15 protein-coding genes are annotated in these 15,961 nt (G+C 38.8%); 11 read left to right on the top strand and 4 right to left on the bottom strand.

The annotated features are described in order from the left end of the window. Positions 1-28: 28 nt before the first annotated feature. From ACY650_RS01645 to ACY650_RS01635, 3 genes are read right to left on the bottom strand one after another with little or no spacing between them, the layout of a single operon-like run. On the bottom strand, positions 29-772 hold the full coding sequence (locus ACY650_RS01645; RefSeq protein ID WP_462254443.1) for a succinate dehydrogenase/fumarate reductase iron-sulfur subunit: 744 nt from the start codon (positions 770-772) through the stop codon (positions 29-31). A 21-nt stretch (positions 773-793) separates the two neighbouring features. Further along, complete coding sequence (locus tag ACY650_RS01640) at positions 794-2,803, bottom strand: fumarate reductase/succinate dehydrogenase flavoprotein subunit (protein WP_462251090.1); 2,010 nt, start codon at positions 2,801-2,803, stop codon at positions 794-796. A 12-nt stretch (positions 2,804-2,815) separates the two neighbouring features. Then, the gene (locus ACY650_RS01635; protein ID WP_462251088.1) at positions 2,816-3,484 is read right to left on the bottom strand and encodes a succinate dehydrogenase cytochrome b subunit; all 669 of its coding nucleotides are present in this window, start codon (positions 3,482-3,484) and stop codon (positions 2,816-2,818) included. Positions 3,485-3,704: 220 nt separating this feature from the next. Here ACY650_RS01635 and ACY650_RS01630 point away from each other — a divergent pair, with 220 nt between their 5' ends. The 11 genes from ACY650_RS01630 to ACY650_RS01580 all read left to right on the top strand — a co-directional run bounded on the left by ACY650_RS01630 (position 3,705) and on the right by ACY650_RS01580 (position 14,949). Beyond that, entirely contained in the window at positions 3,705-6,524 is a 2,820-nt protein-coding gene (locus tag ACY650_RS01630; RefSeq protein ID WP_462251086.1) for a T9SS type B sorting domain-containing protein, read from the top strand. Next, on the top strand, positions 6,503-6,919 hold the full coding sequence (locus ACY650_RS01625) for a thiol-disulfide oxidoreductase DCC family protein (protein ID WP_462251084.1): 417 nt from the start codon (positions 6,503-6,505) through the stop codon (positions 6,917-6,919). Before ACY650_RS01630 ends, ACY650_RS01625 begins: the two co-directional genes overlap by 22 nt. Before the next feature lie 39 nt (positions 6,920-6,958). Further along, entirely contained in the window at positions 6,959-7,837 is an 879-nt protein-coding gene (gene fabD / locus ACY650_RS01620) for an ACP S-malonyltransferase (RefSeq protein WP_462251082.1), read from the top strand. Positions 7,838-7,985: 148 nt separating this feature from the next. Next, on the top strand, positions 7,986-8,648 hold the full coding sequence (gene cmk / locus ACY650_RS01615) for a (d)CMP kinase (protein WP_462251080.1): 663 nt from the start codon (positions 7,986-7,988) through the stop codon (positions 8,646-8,648). Next, entirely contained in the window at positions 8,638-9,528 is an 891-nt protein-coding gene (locus ACY650_RS01610; RefSeq protein WP_462251078.1) for a 4-hydroxy-3-methylbut-2-enyl diphosphate reductase, read from the top strand. Before cmk ends, ACY650_RS01610 begins: the two co-directional genes overlap by 11 nt. 139 nt (positions 9,529-9,667) lie before the next feature. Next, a complete protein-coding gene (locus tag ACY650_RS01605; RefSeq protein WP_462251076.1) occupies positions 9,668-11,023 on the top strand; it encodes a Na(+)-translocating NADH-quinone reductase subunit A in 1,356 nt (451 codons plus the stop codon). A 6-nt stretch (positions 11,024-11,029) separates the two neighbouring features. Beyond that, positions 11,030-12,220: an NADH:ubiquinone reductase (Na(+)-transporting) subunit B gene (locus tag ACY650_RS01600; protein WP_462251074.1), complete on the top strand. Its 1,191-nt coding sequence runs from the start codon at positions 11,030-11,032 to the stop codon at positions 12,218-12,220. Beyond that, positions 12,207-12,947: an NADH:ubiquinone reductase (Na(+)-transporting) subunit C gene (gene nqrC, locus ACY650_RS01595; protein WP_462251072.1), complete on the top strand. Its 741-nt coding sequence runs from the start codon at positions 12,207-12,209 to the stop codon at positions 12,945-12,947. The genes ACY650_RS01600 and nqrC overlap by 14 nt, the downstream gene beginning before the upstream one ends. 5 nt (positions 12,948-12,952) lie before the next feature. Continuing rightward, complete coding sequence (locus tag ACY650_RS01590; RefSeq protein ID WP_462251070.1) at positions 12,953-13,663, top strand: NADH:ubiquinone reductase (Na(+)-transporting) subunit D; 711 nt, start codon at positions 12,953-12,955, stop codon at positions 13,661-13,663. Between the two features lie 12 nt (positions 13,664-13,675). Continuing rightward, the gene (gene nqrE, locus ACY650_RS01585) at positions 13,676-14,287 is read left to right on the top strand and encodes an NADH:ubiquinone reductase (Na(+)-transporting) subunit E (RefSeq protein WP_462251068.1); all 612 of its coding nucleotides are present in this window, start codon (positions 13,676-13,678) and stop codon (positions 14,285-14,287) included. Positions 14,288-14,394: 107 nt separating this feature from the next. After that, positions 14,395-14,949: a porin family protein gene (locus ACY650_RS01580; protein WP_462251066.1), complete on the top strand. Its 555-nt coding sequence runs from the start codon at positions 14,395-14,397 to the stop codon at positions 14,947-14,949. 212 nt (positions 14,950-15,161) lie between these two features. Here the strand turns inward: ACY650_RS01580 and ACY650_RS01575 are convergent, their stop codons facing one another. Continuing rightward, the gene (locus ACY650_RS01575; protein ID WP_462251064.1) at positions 15,162-15,881 is read right to left on the bottom strand and encodes a DUF547 domain-containing protein; all 720 of its coding nucleotides are present in this window, start codon (positions 15,879-15,881) and stop codon (positions 15,162-15,164) included. Positions 15,882-15,961 lie beyond the last annotated feature (80 nt).

Below are 15,961 nucleotides of genomic sequence, written 5' to 3'. Positions count from 1 at the left end.
CAGGCTTTTATTTGATTCATTAATGTGATCAGCTCATTCCGCTTTTCAAATATTCACGATTCATTCGTGCAATATTCTCTAGTGAAATTCCTTTTGGACATTCAACCTCACATGCTCCAGTATTGGAACAATTTCCGAATCCTTCCTCATCCATTTGCTTCACCATGTTCTGTACACGCTCTTTTGCCTCAACTTTACCTTGAGGTAGGAGAGAAAGCTGTGAAACCTTCGCAGATACAAATAGCATAGCAGATGCATTCTTACAAGTTGCCACACAAGCACCACATCCTATGCAAGTAGCGGCATCAAATGCTTTATCAGCATCGTGCTTGTCTATAGGGATCGCATTCGCATCTTGCGTATTCCCTGAAGTATTCACACTTATGAAACCTCCAGCGTTCATTACTCGATCAAAGGCACTTCTATCAACTACTAAGTCCTTGATTACAGGGAAGGCTTTCGCTCTCCAAGGTTCTATGTAAATCGTTTCGCCATCCTTAAATTCACGCATGTGCAGTTGGCAAGTGGTAATTTCTCTACCAGGACCGTGTGCCTCACCGTTTATATACATGGAACAACTTCCGCAAATACCTTCGCGACAATCATGATCAAAAGCCACTGGCTCTTTATCTTCCGCAATAAGCTGTTCATTTAAGATGTCCATCATTTCCAGAAAAGAGCTATCAGTGGAGATTCCCGAAACCTGATAAGTTTCCATCTTCCCTTTTTCTTTATCGCTTTTCTGTCTCCAGACTTTCAGTGTTAAATTCAATTCTGTTGCTGACATAATATCTTATTTATAAGAACGCGTTTTAAGTTCTATGTTTTCGTATTTCAAATCCTCTTTGTGCAGCTTGGCTTTAGAAGGCTCACCTTGATATTCCCAAGCTGCTACATATGTGAAGTTTTTATCGTCCCGAGTAGCTTCACCTTCCTCAGTTTGATATTCTTCTCTAAAATGGCCTCCACAAGACTCATTTCTCTCCAGTGCATCCCTCGCAAATAGTTCTCCTAATTCGAGGAAATCTGCCACGCGACCTGCCTTCTCCAATTCTTGATTGATGCCATCTGCCGAGCCAGGAACACTTACTTCTTTCCAGAATTGCTCCCTGATTTCCTTGATTTCAGCTATGGCCTCTTTAAGTCCTTTTTCAGTCCTAGCCATGCCTACTTTATTCCACATCACCTTACCAAGGCGTTTGTGGAAGTAGTCAACAGAGTGTTTTCCATCATTGTTAATGAAAAATTCAATCTGCTCTTTGACACTTTTTTCAGCTTCTTCGAATTCCTTCGAATCTGTTGTTATTGCTCCAGTCCTAATATCATCTGCTAGATAATCTCCAATGGTATATGGAAGTACAAAATAGCCGTCAGCTAATCCTTGCATCAATGCTGACGCACCTAATCTGTTGGCCCCATGATCTGAGAAGTTAGCTTCTCCAATAGCATAGCACCCAGGTATGGTCGTCATCAGGTTATAATCTACCCATACACCACCCATTGTGTAGTGAACGGCAGGGTAAATTTTCATTGGAGTTTCATATGGATTGTCAGCTGTAATTTTCTCATACATCTGGAATAGGTTTCCATATTTAGCTTCAACGATTTTTGTCCCCAATTCCTTTATTTCCTTTTCAGAGGCGTCATGATGCCCTTTAACATTCGCTTCTTCTTGCCCATATCTCATGATTGCAGAGCTAAAGTCAAGATAAACAGCTTCACCTGTTTCGTTGGTACCAACACCAAATCCTGCATCGCAACGTTCTTTTGCTGCTCGTGAAGCCACATCTCGAGGTACAAGGTTACCAAATGAAGGATACCTTCTTTCTAAGTAGTAATCTCTATCTTCTTCTTTAAGATCAGTTGGTTTGAGCTTACCGGCACGAATAGCCTTAGCATCTTCTTTCTTCGCAGGCACCCAAATTCTACCGTCATTCCTCAACGACTCAGACATTAGTGTCAATTTAGACTGCTGATCTCCATGCTGCGGAATGCATGTTGGGTGTATTTGTGTAAAGCAAGGGTTAGCAAAGTATGCTCCCTTTTTATGTATCTTCCATCCAGCAGAGACATTCGATCCCATAGCATTTGTGGATAGGAAGAAAACATTTCCGTATCCTCCAGACCCTACTACAACGGCATGCGCAGAGTGTCTTTCAAGTTCACCAGTAACTAGGTTCCTTGCAATAATTCCCCTGGCTTTCCCATCTACTACAACAATGTCCATCATTTCATGACGATTGTACATGGTGATCTTTCCTTTACCAATTTGTCGGGACATTGCAGAATATGCTCCTAAGAGAAGTTGTTGCCCAGTTTGTCCTTTTGCGTAAAAAGTCCTTGAAACTTGCACCCCTCCGAAGGATCGATTGTCTAGTAGCCCTCCATAATCACGCGCGAAAGGAACACCTTGTGCTACACATTGATCAATAATGTTCGTAGAAACTTCGGCTAATCGATAAACATTGGCTTCTCTGGAACGATAATCACCTCCTTTTACTGTATCGTAAAAAAGACGATAGGTTGAATCACCATCCCCTTGATAGTTTTTTGCAGCATTGATCCCACCTTGTGCGGCGATTGAATGGGCTCTTCGAGGAGAATCCTGATAGCAAAATGCTTTTACATTGTAGCCGAGTTCTGCTAAAGTAGCAGCAGCTGATCCACCAGCCAGACCTGTTCCAACTACTATTACGTCAATAGAACGCTTGTTAGCAGGGTTGACTAGTCGGATGTTATTTTTATATGTGGTCCACTTATCAGCTATTGGACCTTCTGGTATTTTAGAATCTAATTTTGACATGCCTTTTAGTTCTTAAAGGGAATTGACATAATGAAAAATCGCGATGAAAACGAAACCTACCGGTATCAGAATCGCATATGCTCGACCTATTTTTTGAATGGTCGGTGTGTAGTTTGCATGACGTGCTCCAGTTGACTGAAATGCAGACTGAAATCCATGCATTAAATGCAACGCCAGAAATACAAAAGATAGGCAGTAAACAACTACTCGGCCTGGATTTGCAAACATATGTACTACTTCTTCATAGTATCTATTCGGATCCTCAGGATTCATCTGTATGTATTTATAGTTCATTTCAGGTATCCAGAAATCATAAAAATGGAATCCCAAAAAGAACAAAATGAATAAACCACTCCATATCATGTTTCTCGACATCCATGTGGAATTGGCTCCTCCATTGTTTTTCGCATACTTAACTTCCCTGGAATTTCGATTCTTTATTTCTAACACAAATCCCATAATGAAGTGAAAAGTCACTCCAAATATCAAGATGGGTTGCATTACAAATTGTACAATTGGATTTGTGCCCATAAAGTGTGAAAGCTCGTTAAAAGTGCTTTCACTGAACACAGAGGTGAAGTTTATGATGAAATGCTGTAATAAAAATATGATCAGGAATAGTGCGGAAAGCGCCATGGCGAATTTCCTACCTATGCTGCCTGAAAAAAGTTGCTTACTCATTATATAAGGTTTGGATTTTCTTCAAAGGTAATTTCAGAATGCTTGTCAGACAATCTAAAATTTTTTTTTGGACTTGTTCTAAATAATTATCTGTTCTTAAAATAAGTATGTATGCCGTATACATTGTTGTTAACAATAACTAATAGCGCACAATTCTTGTTGGGTATTTGTTCGTTGTGTTTGAAAAGCGTTTAGTTTTACCATGATTTAATTGGCCAATATGCGATTTATAAGGTATTTCTTCATAACCACATTTGTTCTTTCTGCTCTTATTTCGAGGGCGACTCATATTAGAGCTGGCGAAGTAATTGCGAAAAGGGTCTCAGGTCTGACATATCAATTTACTTTTATAGGGTATCGTGATGTTGAAGGAGTCCCATTTGGCAATGGAACCTTTGACTTTGGAGATGGAACCGTATTTGGTGGTGAAAGTGGAGAGGCAATACCTTGGAAGGAACCAGTACTAATCGCTGATGGAGTTGAGAGGTGGGAGTTCACATTAACACATACATATGCTGGAGGGTCAAATTTCCTCGTGAGCTATGTAGAGGAATTTAGAAATGCCAATATCCAAAATATCGCAGGGTCAATAAGCACTAAGTTTTACGTAGAGACTTTATTGGTTGTAGATCCTCTGATTGTGAATAGTACACCATTCTTCACAGTTCCTCCAATTGATCAAGCAGTTGTTGGTGGCATATTCGAACACAATCCTGGGGCTTTCGATCCAGATGGAGATAGCTTGGCGTACTATTTCACTACTCCTAAGCAAGATGAGGGATTAGATGTAAATGGCTATCAAACACTTATTGACCCATCTTTTTATACCAATTTCAATCAAGGAAATCAAGCGAAAGATGGTCCCCCATCTCTAACCATAGATGCTTTTGACGGAACAATGGTTTGGAATGCTCCTGGAGGAGCAACTATTCCTGATATGGAAAATAGAGAATTCAATGTTGCTTTCGTGGTTGAGGAATGGAGAAGAATCAATGGACAGTTGATTCGGTTGGGTTTTGTAACAAGAGATATGCAGATCATTGTGTGGAATTTTGAAAATGATCCTCCAGATTTAGAGATCCCTCCTGACACATGTGTTGTTGCGGGCTCACCAATTGCAGCAATGATTACAGGAATAGATCCAGATGGTGATCCTGTGAAATTAGAAGCTTTTGGTGGTCCTTTTGAAATTACGCCATCGGCTTCCTTTACACCCAATCCAGCCGAATTCCAGCCTTCACCGGCACTTTTGAATTTCGAGTGGACACCTAGCTGTACACAAGTAAGAGAGGCTCCATATCAAGTGCAATTTAAGGCTACTGATGATCCAACAATACCTGGAATTATTAATCCACCAGGCCAAGTAAATTTTGAAACATGGAGAATTACAGTGGTGGGTCCTCCGCCTACTGGGCTTACAGTGGATTCAAGGCCAGGGAGACGAATGAGATTGAATTGGGATAATTATTCGTGTACAAATGCAGACTCAATTCAGGTATGGAGAAGAGTAGGGGAGTTTGAAATAGATCCAACATGTAATCCAGGAATTCCAGAAAATTCGGGCTATCAACTTATTGAGACTTTAGGGGTTCAGGAGACTACTTTTTTAGATACAAATGAAGGAATGGGCCTTGCTTCAGGTTCCAAATTCTGTTATCGTTTGGTTGCTACTTTCCCAGATCCTGCAGGTGGAGAGAGTATAGCGTCGGAAGAGGCTTGTGACAGCCTTCTCATCGACGTGCCAATAATAACCAACGTAGATGTAAACGAGACCAGTGAGGTAAATGGTGAAATTGAAGTTAGATGGACACCTCCTTATCAAATCGATGATGTTGCTTTTCCACCAACTTATACATATGAAGTGTTGAGAAAAGAAGGAATGAGTCCTGGAGGAACTTTTGAATCTGTAAGACCACCTTCTACTGATACTACTTTTATGGATACAGGCCTCAATACTGAAGATAATTCTTACTCATATCGAATCGTTCTCTATGATAATACAGATCAAGCTATTGACACCTCGCAGCAGGCGTCATCCGTTTGGCTTAGTCCCACTCCTCTGGTTGGAGGAATACGGTTAAGTTGGGATGCAAATGTGCCATGGTCAAACTCTGTTCAAGAATTCCCATATCATTATATATATAGAGACAACGTTATTAACGGAGATCTTACTGCGTTACAATTAATTGACTCTGTAGATGTCACCATGGATGGTCTTGGTTATCTAGATGATGGAAGATTTAATGGAATAGATCTAGATGAAGAAATTGAGTATTGCTACTTCGTTACTACGAATGGTTCTTTTGGGAATGAGCTTCTACCAGAGCCTTTAATTAATAACTCTCAGATCATTTGTGCACAGCCAAATGACACAATTCCGCCCTGCCCGCCGATTGCATTGTTATTCAACAGTAGTTTGGATTGTGAAACTCAGGCTGCGTGTCAAACGAGGGGTGGAAATTCAGGGGTTGCTTTAGTAAATGCCTTTTCTTGGGAATTTGATAATGATCAATCCTGTGATGACGATATTCTGTTCTTTAGAATCTATGCTTCGGATAATGGTGAAGAGGGAGATTATGTTGTAGTTGGAGAAACCTCTGACACAGAATTCTTTCATAATAATCTGACGACTCTTGCATTTTGCTACTACGTTACCGCAGTAGATAGGTCAGGAAATGAGAGTAGGATATCAGATATCATATGTAATGACAATTGTCCTCAGTATATACTCCCCAATGTCTTTACACCAAATGGAGATCGTAGAAACGATACTTTCAGACCAATGCAAACACCAGATGCTTGTCCTCGTTTCGTTGAAAGTGTACTTTTCAAAGTATTCAATAGAGCTGGAACGGAAGTATTCTCTTATGATTCAACAGAACCCGAAAAGACCATATTTATTGAATGGGATGGTAGTCTAAAAGGTGGAACAGAATTGCCTGCAGGAATTTATTATTATTCAGCAGAAGTAAAATTCAATTCACTGAACCCTGAGGAGGCATTACAAGTTATAAATGGGTGGGTGCAGATCATACGATAGAAAAGCCAATTATCTTCTTTGATGGCGTTTGCAACTTATGTAATTCGTCGGTCCAATTCGTAATCAAGAGGGATAAAAATGAAAAATTTGATTTTTCATCACTTCAATCTGATTTTGCAAAAAAAAGCTTAGCGAATGAAGATGTGAAAGCTGATGACCTTCAGAGTATCGTATTAAAGGATGGGAATAAAATCTTGAATAAAAGCTCAGCTGCGTTGACCATTGCTAAAAACTTAAATGGTTTATGGCCTGCGCTCTATCTTTTCATGATAATACCCAAGTTTATCAGAGATTGGGTTTATGATTTAATCGCTGCTAATCGGTATAAATGGTTCGGAAAACTTGATGAATGTATGATTCCTTCACCCGAATTAAAAAGTCGCTTCATCGATTAATTTGATTGCCTACTTTTGCAATCGAATAAATACTAACATATGAGCAAGGCATACGTTTTCCCTGGACAAGGAGCCCAGTTTTCTGGAATGGGAAAAGAACTTTACGATAACCATTCTTCTGCAAAAGAATTAATTGATCAATCAAATGATATTCTTGGATTCGATATCAAGAATATCATGTTCAATGGTTCTGATGAAGAGTTAAAACAAACCAAAGTAACGCAACCGGCCATTTTCATCCATAGTGTTGTGGCTGCACTTACGTCAGATAATTTCAATCCTGAAATGGTTGCAGGCCATTCTTTAGGAGAATTTTCAGCACTTGTTGCAAATGGTGTTTTGAGTTTTCAAGATGGTCTTTCATTAGTTTCAAAGAGAGCAATAGCAATGCAAAAAGCTTGTGAGATGCAGGAGTCAACAATGGCTGCAGTGTTGGGACTTGAAGATGAGGTGGTTGAAGAAGCATGTGCAGAAACTGATGGAGTGGTAGTAGCTGCCAATTACAATTGCCCAGGGCAATTGGTAATTAGTGGTGAAATAGCGGCAGTGAATGCAGCATGTGAAAAATTGAAAGAAGCTGGTGCTAAAAGAGCACTTGTATTACCAGTTGGTGGTGCATTTCATTCACCATTGATGGAACCTGCTAGAGAAGAGTTGGCAGAAGCAATACAGAATACAAACTTTAATAACCCGAAATGTCCGGTTTATCAAAATGTTGATGCTAAAGGATATGCTGATGTTGAGTCAATAAAAAAGAACCTCGTTTTACAATTAACATCTCCAGTGAGATGGACACAGTCGGTTCAAAACATGATTGCTGATGGAGCTTCAAGTTTCACAGAATGTGGGCCTGGCAAAGTATTGCAAGGTCTTGTGAAGAAAGTTGATAGACAAATGGAAGTAGCTGGTATATCATGAGGTTTTCTAGGGTCATATTCATGCTATTTTTAGGTGCAATCCTGATCGGATCAGAAGGATGCAGAAAAGGCCCTTCTACTTCGCATAAAAAGAATAAAAAGAAAGTCAAGAGAGGTAAGCCAATGCCTTGTCCAATTAAAGATTGCTGATGAAGATTGTAATCGCAATAGATGGCTATTCAGGTACAGGAAAAAGTTCTACTGCAAAACAAGTAGCATCACGTCTAGGTTATACTTATATCGATAGTGGAGCTATGTATCGCGCGGTTACGTATTACTTTCTTAGTAATAACATTCCTTTCAAAAAAATAGATGATTTAAAGGAGATGCTAGGAGCTTGTGATATTTCATTCGAAGGAACATCAGTGGTGTTAAATGGAAAAAAAATAGATGCAGAGATTCGCACGATGGAAGTGAATCACAACGTCAGTCCAGTTAGTGCTATTTCTGAAGTCCGTGCCAAGCTTGTTGAACAACAGCGGAAGATGGGAGATAACAAAGGAGTAGTAATGGACGGTAGGGATATAGGAACTGTTGTTTTTCCTGATGCCGAATTAAAGGTGTTTATGACTGCAGACATGGATATCCGTGCGGAAAGAAGAAGAAAAGAGTTAGAGAAAAGGGGAATAATTGAATCTTTAGAGGTAATCAAAGAGAATTTGAAAGAAAGAGATCATATAGATAGCACTAGAAAAGATAGTCCGCTAGTTATGGCTTCCGATGCTATTGAGGTTGATACTTCTGGCCTAACTTTAACACAACAGATTGATAAAATTGTTTCAATGGCAGAATCAATAATTTATGAAAATTGAGATAGACGAAAATTCAGGGTATTGCTTTGGTGTTGAATTTGCCATTCAAATGGCCGAGGATGAAATGGCTACTGGACAGCAATTGTATTGCCTTGGGGATATTGTTCATAATTCAATGGAGGTTGAAAGACTTTATAATAAAGGTTTAAGAACCATCACAAGAGACGAGCTAAAGAATCTAAAAGACTGTAAAGTATTAATCAGAGCACATGGCGAGCCACCAGAGACATACCAGATTGCAATAGAAAATAATATTGAGCTAGTAGATGCTTCTTGTCCAGTTGTTTTGAAGCTGCAAAACAGGGTGAAGAATGCCTATGATATTGCTAAAAGCAAAGACGGACAGTTGGTCATATATGGTAAGCCAGGACATGCAGAAGTTATAGGGCTTACTGGCCAAACCTCCAATGAAGCCATTATTATTATGGGTACGGAAGATCTAGATAAAATTGATTTTTCAAGACCTGTTACTCTTTACTCACAGACAACAAAAAGTACTAAAGGCTTTTATTCCATCAAGGCTGAAATTGAAAGTCGAATAGAAAAGGAAGGATTATTATCGGTTACTGATGATTTTAATGCAAATGATAGCATCTGTAGGCAGGTTTCCAATAGAGAGCCTCACATGGAGAAATTCTCGCAGAAACACGATGTAATCATTTTTGTGGCAGGTAGAAAGAGTTCGAATGGTAAGGCCCTTTATAATGTGTGTCTTTCGAATAACCCAAGAAGCTATTTTGTTGAAAGCGAAAAGGAGATAGACCTTACATGGGTTCAGCACAATGATTCTGTAGGAATTTGTGGTGCGACATCCACGCCTACATGGCTCATGGAACAGGTTGCTGATTTCTTACAAGAGAATGAACCAGTAGTTTCGTAGCAACCAAACCATTTGATTAAATGTTGGTTTCTAATTACTAAGCTGATATTTACGCTTTTTTATTAAGAATTTGACAGGCGTTAAAACTGATATTGATTAAGTTTGCCTCGTTTTTTAGACGTTCTCCCAAGAAAGAAATATGTCTCAGACAATTAAGCTGAAAAAAGGTTTTGATTTAAACCTTGCCGGAAAGGCAGAAAACAAAACAATTGAAGTTACCCAGCCGGATACCTTCGCACTAAAACCAACTGATTTTAATGGTTTGAATAGACCTAAATTGGTTGTGAAAGAAGGCGACAATGTAAAAGCAGGTTCACCAGTGTTTTTCGAACGAAATGAAGAAGATATTCTTTACACCTCTCCAGTGAGTGGTGAAATCGTTGAAATAAAGAGAGGTGAAAAAAGAAAAGTACTAGAAATTAAGATTCTAGCTGATAAGCAAGTTGAATTCGAAAAATTCAAGAGCTATGCAGCATCAGAAATTTCAGGAGTATCAAAAGAAGACGCACTTGATCAACTTAAGAAGTCCGGAGGATGGACCAATATCATCCAAAGACCTTACGGAATAGTTGCGAATCCTGCTGATAGCCCGAAAGCAATTTTTATTTCTGCTTTTGATAGTAGCCCTCTTGCACCAGATTACAATTATGTTTTACAAGGGCAAGAGCAGTATTTTCAGGCTGGACTAGATATTCTGAAAAAGTTTACAACTGGCACTGTTCATCTAAATGTCGATGCTAATGCAGAAGTATCGCAGATTTTCTCAAATGCGAAGAATGTTCAGTTGAACAAGATCAGTGGACCGCATCCAGCAGGTAACGTAGGAGTGCAAATTCATCATCTTGACCCTATGTCCAAAGGAGAAATCGCCTGGACAGTTAGCCCAGTAGGTGTAGCAATCATAGGAAAGCTATTTATTGAAGGTGTATACGATACCTCGAGACTAGTTGCTCTGACAGGATCTCAAATGAAAGAAAGAGGCTATGCTAAGATGTATGCTGGGGCTTCTTTGAATAAACTTTCAATGGAAGGGGATAACAACCGTGTAATCTCTGGTAATGTACTAACTGGAGAAGGAGTGGGTGCTGAAGGATACCTTGGAAATTATCACAACCAAGTGACTGCCATCCCAGAAGGGAAATATGAAGAGTTTTTGGGTTGGATCTTACCTTCAACTAAAAAATTAAGCTTCCACAAGGCATTTGGTATGCTTACTTTCTTAAATGGAAAGAAAGAATTTGAGGTAGATACTAACACGCATGGCGAGGAAAGAAACTTTGTTATTTCTGGTGCTTTTGAAGAGGTAATGCCAATGGATATTCTTCCTACGTACCTATTTAAAGCCATTTTAGCGGAAGACTATGATGATATGGAAGCGCTAGGAATCTATGAGGTGATTGAGGAAGATGTTGCGTTGTGTGAGTTTATAGATATATCTAAGAATCCATTGCAAGAGATACTTAGAGAAGGAATTGATTTAATTAAAGAAGGATAAGCAGGAATGAAGTTTTTGCAGAACAAATTCGATCAAATGAAGCCTCTTTTTGAGAAAGGGGGGAAATTTGAAAAGTTCCACACGATTTACGAGGGACACAGAACAATCTTTTTTGCTCCAGACATAATAACTGGAAAAAAAGGAACACAAATCAAAGATGCCACTGATCTAAAAAGATTGATGTTTACTGTGGTGATTGCAATGATCCCATGTCTCATCTTTGGTATGTGGAATGTTGGACATCAACACTTCATTGCAACAGGAGTTGAAGCTTCAATCCTTGATAAGTTTTGGATCGGTATCCTAAAAGTTATTCCGATACTGGCAGTATCATATGGTGTAGGGTTATTGACAGAATTCACTTTTTGTGTGATATATAACCGTCCAATTGAAGAAGGATTTTTGGTTTCAGGGATGCTTATTCCACTTATTATGCCAGCTACTATTCCTTTATGGCAAGTGGCATTAGCAACAGTTTTTGCAGTTGTTATTGGTAAAGAAGTGTTTGGAGGAACAGGGATGAACATTCTCAATGTAGCATTAACAGCGAGGGTGTTTCTTTATTTCGCGTATCCATCTCAGATTTCAGGAGATGTATGGACCTACTTTGGTGATAAAACTCCGGTTGATGGATTCTCAGGAGCGACCATCTTAGCATATGGCGCAGAGGCTGCAGCAAATGGTACAGATATGATGCAGGCAGTTTCAGGTCACTGGGCCGCAGGAATGTTTGATTTCTGGAACATGTTTATAGGAATTATCCCAGGAAGTATTGGTGAGACATCAACATTGATGTGCCTGATTGGAGCATTTATTCTAATTGCTACAGGAGTAGGAAGCTGGAAGATTATGCTTAGTGTGGTATTAGGAACCATTGCTATGGGAGGATTATTCAACCTGACAGGTGGCAACAGCTTTATGGAGCTTCCAGCACATTACCATTTGGTAATAGGAGGATTGGCATTCGGAGCTGTATTTATGGCGACAGATCCTGTAAGTGCTTCGCATACTGAAGTAGGAAAATGGATCTATGGTTTCTTAATTGGTGTTATTACTGTGTTGATCAGAGTGATTAACCCAGCATATCCAGAAGGTATTATGTTGGCGATCTTGTTTATGAACGTGTTCGCCCCACTTATTGATTTTTATGTTGTTGAAGCAAACAAAAAACGAAGATTAAAACGTGCGACAGTCTAATTTATATGTAATTCTATTTGCTATCGGTTTGACGGTAGTATTTGGAGGTGCGCTATCCCTTACCTCAGTAGGGCTGAAGCCTTTGCAAGACAAGCAGGTTGAGCTTGATACTAAGAAGAAGATCTTAGGAGCAGTAATGGACATTTCCGCTTACGAAGATCCGAATGAGATTCTTAGAATTTACGATGAGAAGGTAAAGTCCATCGTTGTTGATATCAATGGAAATGAGGTAACTACGGATGCTAAAGGCAATCCAATGGTTGCTGAAAAAGTGAATATCCAGAAAAATTCAAAGTTGGACCCGCAGGATAGAAACTATCCGGTTTTCATGTTTTTGAATGAATCTGGTGAAATTGAGTCATACATTTTTCCAACTTTCGGATCTGGACTTTGGGATTGGGTTTCAAGCTATATCGCTCTGGAAAGCAATCTAAATACAGTGAAAGGTATAGCCTTTGATCACAAGGGCGAGACTCCTGGTCTTGGTGCAAGAATCACTGAAGTGAAAGTTCAAGATAGATACGTTGGTAAGAAGATTTACGACGCAAGTGGTGAATTACAAAGTATCACGATGGTCAAAGGGGAAGGGAATACTGGATTAAACGAGCATGAAGTAGATGGAATGTCTGGAGCTACAATGACCGCAAAAGGATTGAATGCAATGTTGATTGATTATTTACAGTGCTATTCTGCCTTCATTCAGAAAACTAAATCTCAAAACAGCTAATAACTATGAGTACCGAAATTGCAGAAGTAGCAGAAGAAGCTGTAGCAGTACAAGCAAAAGAGCCTGCAGAGCCATTATTCTCGAAGAGAAGAAAGCGTATTGTTTCTGATCCTTTGAATGAGGATAACCCAATTACGGTTCAAGTATTGGGAATTTGTTCAGCATTGGCAGTAACCGTACAGTTCAAGCCAACTATGATCATGTCAATTGCAGTAATTTTTGTGATTGTATTTTCAAACCTCATTACTTCTATAATGAGGAATATTATACCAAACAGGATTAGAATTATCGTTCAGCTTGCAATTATCGCAACATTGGTAACACTGGTAAGCGAAGTGTTGAAAGCGTATAGCTACGATATGTACAAAATCTTAGGTGCATACGTTGGACTGATTATCACCAATTGTATTGTGATGGGTCGGCTTGAGGCGTTTGCGATGGCAAACAAACCTTACGATTCAATATTAGACGGTTTTGGTAGTGGATTTGGATACGCGTGGATCATCCTTGTGGTAGCGTTCTTTAGAGAGCTCTTAGGAGGAGGGACGATGTTTGTAGGAACTCCATTAGAGGTGGATGTGTACGGAGCGATTGGAGGCTTATTTGGAACTACACTTCAAACAAATGGATTGATGGTAGATTCAATTGGAGCATTTATCCTACTGGGTATGATTATTTGGATTCAAAGAAGTAAAAACGGTTACGTAGAGCACTAATCTAGAAGAATTATGGAAGCATTTAATATAGCTATAAAAGCAATTTTCATTGACAATATGATCTTTGCCTATTTTCTAGGCATGTGTTCATTTTTGGCTGTATCTAAAAAGGTAAAAACCGCCTTTGGACTTGGTATGGCAGTAATTTTTGTACTTACTATAACTGTCCCTATCAACTGGTTGATTCAGGAAAAGGTATTAAAAGAAGGAGCGTTATCCTGGTTAGGTAGTGACTTTGCTAGCATCGATTTAACATTTCTCCAATTCATCATCTTCATTGCCGTAATCGCTGCAATGGTACAATTGGTAGAGATGATCATTGAGAAATTCTCTCCTTCACTTTATGGATCATTAGGTATTTTCCTTCCTTTGATTGCTGTAAACTGCTCTATCCTTGGATCTTCATTATTCATGGTTCAGAGAGACTATACAATAGTAGAGGCAACTGCATTCGGATTCGGATCTGGTACAGGATTTTTCCTTGCAATTATTGCGCTAGCTGCCATCAGAGAAAGACTTAAATATTCACACGTTCCTGATGGTTTAAAAGGTTTAGGAATTACAATGCTGATCACCGGTTTGATGGGATTGGCTTTCAAATCGTTTATTGGCGTAGCCTTATAAGCGAAATAGATAGATATGTTTAAAGAAGGGTGTTTTTCACCCTTTTTTTGTGCCCATTTTTAGGTGTACGATGCCTTTTACTTTACATATACAAAACAAAAACATTTATGAAAAAGACTTTATTAACGCTAACATTAGCACTAATATCAATAGGTGCATTTAGTCAGGCTTCTGTTTCTATAGGGATAAAAGCTGGTGCTAACTTTGCAAATACCAATATTTCTGGATCAGAATCAATAACTGCGCTTCATGCAGGAGCTTACGGATTAATCAAGTTTGCAAATCTCGGAGTTCAACCTGAAGTACTATTTTCAAAGCAAGGCTCTGACCTCTCTGGTGCAAGCGAAGTGAACCTGGATTATGTCAATATTCCAGTTATGCTTAAGTTCTATTTCCCTGCTGGTTTGAATCTTCAAGCTGGCCCTCAATTTGGAGTTTTATTGAACGCAGAAGATGGCAGTGGTAATGATATAAAGAGTGATATCAAAAACTCTGATCTTTCAGCTGCAGTTGGAGCTGGATGGGATGCACCTTTCGGACTAAACTTTACTGCGAGATACGTATTTGGTCTATCTGATAATGATGATGGATTTGGTACCGAAGTTAAAAATCAGACTTTCCAACTTTCTATCGGATATAGATTGTTTAAGTTGGGTAACTAAAGAGTTATAATAAACCATCAAGAAGAGCCGGAGTATTTTGCTTCGGCTTTTTTTGTGATGCTGGTGTGATATTCTCTATATCATGTTGCGGTCTTATATTAGTTACAATAAGAACTATTGCAAGCGCAATACCGCCGAGAATAATCAATATTTGCTTTCGGTTGTTCATCGTTAGGTATTCATAAAGAAACCTAAACGATGAATACCCTTATTTACCTATCATTTAATGACCAATCGTATTCTTGAAATTCGACTACATAGTCAGTAGGGACTTTGTAGAATTTGTATTTATTGACGTATTCTATCAAGGTTTCGGACTCGTATTTAAATTGGTCGCTATACCAATCAAATATCTTATTGAGGACTACTCTTCCATTTCTATTGTCAACATACACATAATTAGGACGGTCTATTATCAACTCCGCTCTAAATTCTAACTGCTCTTGAAGCTTCTCAGGATAGAAGGCGTTATCATATAAAAATGGACAACTTCTAGCTCCGCATCCTAGCGCAAAATGAATTCTCGGATCTTTAGTAGGACTCATCAGTTTGGTAAATTCAATACCATCCAATGTTAAAATTTCCCCAGCTACATTAAATGTATTTACCTTAAAAAAACCTTTCACGTCCATCGGGCTTTTGATAGGGAAATTGTCAGCTACTTGCTTAATTACTAGTATGTTATATGCATTAATATAGAATGCAGTTTTGTGATCTTGTGAGGAATCACTTGGGTTGTATTTAGCGATAGCATCTACAAGCGTATTAAGTTGTTCTGGATTTTTGTTCAGCTTATCGTAGTCTACCAATCCAAAAACAACTTCGTTAAGTAAGAAGCTATTGAAATCATCAAAAATGGTTGTTGTATCAGAATTTTGACTAAACCCTGAAAAAGAATAAAAGATGGTTAATAGTAAAGTTACTTTTCTCATAATAACATAGTTGGTAACGCTTAGAACACCTTTAAATGCGAATAGGTTAATGTTTGAAAACGTATTTTACATGAAATGTA

This window comes from Ekhidna sp. (assembly GCF_963691765.1).
In the GTDB taxonomy this organism is placed as follows: Bacteria; Bacteroidota; Bacteroidia; order Cytophagales; family Cyclobacteriaceae; genus Ekhidna.
This window is presented reverse-complemented; position numbering and strand designations above follow the sequence as displayed.

What these genes read in the sequence shown, in the direction of transcription:
- ACY650_RS01630 (WP_462251086.1), top strand. Translation starts at nt 3,705, where the DNA reads ATGCGATTTATAAGGTATTTCTTCATAACCACATTTGTTCTTTCTGCT.
- ACY650_RS01600 (WP_462251074.1), top strand. Translation starts at nt 11,030, where the DNA reads ATGAAGTTTTTGCAGAACAAATTCGATCAAATGAAGCCTCTTTTTGAG.
- ACY650_RS01580 (WP_462251066.1), top strand. Translation starts at nt 14,395, where the DNA reads ATGAAAAAGACTTTATTAACGCTAACATTAGCACTAATATCAATAGGT.
- nqrE (WP_462251068.1), top strand. Translation starts at nt 13,676, where the DNA reads ATGGAAGCATTTAATATAGCTATAAAAGCAATTTTCATTGACAATATG.
- ACY650_RS01605 (WP_462251076.1), top strand. Translation starts at nt 9,668, where the DNA reads ATGTCTCAGACAATTAAGCTGAAAAAAGGTTTTGATTTAAACCTTGCC.
- fabD (WP_462251082.1), top strand. Translation starts at nt 6,959, where the DNA reads ATGAGCAAGGCATACGTTTTCCCTGGACAAGGAGCCCAGTTTTCTGGA.
- ACY650_RS01575 (WP_462251064.1), bottom strand. Translation starts at nt 15,881, where the DNA reads ATGAGAAAAGTAACTTTACTATTAACCATCTTTTATTCTTTTTCAGGG.
- ACY650_RS01590 (WP_462251070.1), top strand. Translation starts at nt 12,953, where the DNA reads ATGAGTACCGAAATTGCAGAAGTAGCAGAAGAAGCTGTAGCAGTACAA.
- ACY650_RS01610 (WP_462251078.1), top strand. Translation starts at nt 8,638, where the DNA reads ATGAAAATTGAGATAGACGAAAATTCAGGGTATTGCTTTGGTGTTGAA.
- cmk (WP_462251080.1), top strand. Translation starts at nt 7,986, where the DNA reads ATGAAGATTGTAATCGCAATAGATGGCTATTCAGGTACAGGAAAAAGT.
- ACY650_RS01635 (WP_462251088.1), bottom strand. Translation starts at nt 3,484, where the DNA reads ATGAGTAAGCAACTTTTTTCAGGCAGCATAGGTAGGAAATTCGCCATG.
- ACY650_RS01640 (WP_462251090.1), bottom strand. Translation starts at nt 2,803, where the DNA reads ATGTCAAAATTAGATTCTAAAATACCAGAAGGTCCAATAGCTGATAAG.